This is a genomic window from Streptomyces sp. FH025, from assembly GCF_017427025.1.
Lineage (GTDB): Bacteria > Actinomycetota > Actinomycetes > Streptomycetales > Streptomycetaceae > Kitasatospora.
On record NZ_JAFLNG010001098.1, the window covers coordinates 1 to 1,615 of the forward strand.

Annotated in this window: 2 protein-coding genes; one reads left to right on the top strand and one right to left on the bottom strand. The window is 74.1% G+C overall.

Features of this window, described 5'->3' with window-relative positions:
- The coding region (locus J0670_RS37640; protein ID WP_207817270.1) for a MerR family DNA-binding transcriptional regulator at positions 1–262 on the bottom strand (262 nt) is incomplete at its 3' end.
- Positions 263–369: 107 nt separating this feature from the next.
- Between J0670_RS37640 and J0670_RS37645 the strand changes: the two genes are divergently transcribed.
- Positions 370–1,545 carry an erythromycin esterase family protein gene (locus tag J0670_RS37645; protein ID WP_207817271.1) on the top strand — a complete coding sequence of 392 codons (1,176 nt, stop codon included), beginning with the start codon at positions 370–372 and terminating at the stop codon, positions 1,543–1,545.
- Positions 1,546–1,615 lie beyond the last annotated feature (70 nt).

The window sequence follows — 1,615 nt, forward strand, 5'->3', positions numbered from 1 at the left end:
GTTGGGCGTGGCCGAGGTCGACGGCGGTCAGCGCCTCGTCCAGGCGGTCGGCGTGCACGGCGGTCATGATCCGCCCGGCGGCCGGGTGCCCGTGGGCGGAGACGAGGGCGAGATAGGCGCGCAGGGCGGCGGCGTGCGCCTCGGTGTAGACCCGGTAGCCGGTGGGGGTGCGTTCGGCGGGCGGGAGGAAGCCGTCGCGCTCGTAGTTGCGCACGGCCTGGGTCGAGATGCCGTGCTCGCGCGCGAGATCGGCGGGGCGCATGGTGACTCCGTGACTCCCGTTTGAGACTTCTTCCGGTGGCCTGGCTCGGTTGAGCGGCACTTCCAGAAGAAGTCTCAACCGTTCCCTCAAGGATACGCTTGAGGTCCATGAGTCAGGACATCCGAGACTTCCTCACCCCCTCCTGCGAACTCCTGGCGCTCGGCGAGCCGACGCACCAGGAGCCGGCCTTCGGGCTGGTCCGCAACGAACTGTTCGCCCGGCTCGTCGGGCACGGCTTCCGGTCGATCGCCCTGGAGACCGACCGGGTCGCCGCGCTCGCCGTGAACCGCTACGTCCAGGGCGGCGCCGGCACGCTGGACGCGGTGCTGAGCGAGGGCTTCTCGCACGGCTTCGGGGCACACCAGGGGAACCGCCAACTCGTTGCCTGGATGCGCGAGTTCAACCGCGACCGGGCGCCGGGTGAGCGGCTGGCCCTGCACGGCTTCGACGCCCCGACCGAGAACACCACCGCCCCCAGCCCGCGAAGCCACCTGGAGCACGCCCGCGACTACCTCCGGCTCGACCTCGACATCGCCGCCCTCACGGGCGAGGACTCGCGATGGGACCGCGAGGAGGCGGTGCTCGACGCGGCGAGCTCGCCCGGCGCCACCCCCGAAGCCGACCGGTTGCGCCGGATCGCCGACGACCTGCTCGTCCAACTCCACTACCGAGCAGCCGAGTTGATCGAGGAGAGCTCGCACGCGGCCTGGCTCGAAGCCGCCACGTACCTCTCCGCCGGGCTCGGGCTGCTGCGCTACCACGGCCAGGCGGCCGTGCGGGGCCTCACACCGAGCGACCGGCTGTCCGGCCTGCTCGGGCTGCGGGACGCCCTGATGGCGCAGAACCTGCTCGACATCCGCGCCGTTGAGGCCCGGCGCGGGCCGACCCTGCTGTTCAGCCACAACCGGCACCTCCAGGCGAGCCCGAGCACCTGGGCGCTGGGGGAGCTGGACTGCCGCTGGAACGGCGCGGGCCGCATCGTCGGCTCGCTGCTGGGCGACCGGTACGCCTATGTCGCCGGGAGCCTCGGGCGCAGCGCGGCGATCGGGCTGGCCGATCCGGCCTCGGGGACGTACGAGGCGGTGCTGCAACGGCCGGGAGTCGTCTGGGAGGTGACGGCCGTACCGACGACGTTCGGCGAGGCGCGTAGCCGGACCGGTGCCGCCCCCGAGCGGGGCTACTTCCCGCTCGACCGGGCGACCCTGGCCGGGGCGGCCGCGCTCCTGCACATCGGCGACGGCGCGGCGGCGGCAGCCGGGCTCCGAGCGGCCGCCGGGCGCTGAGCGGGGGCCGTGGGGCGCCGGCCTTGGGCCGTGGGCCCCGGGTAGGCGGCGCGCAGGTGGGCGAGCAGGG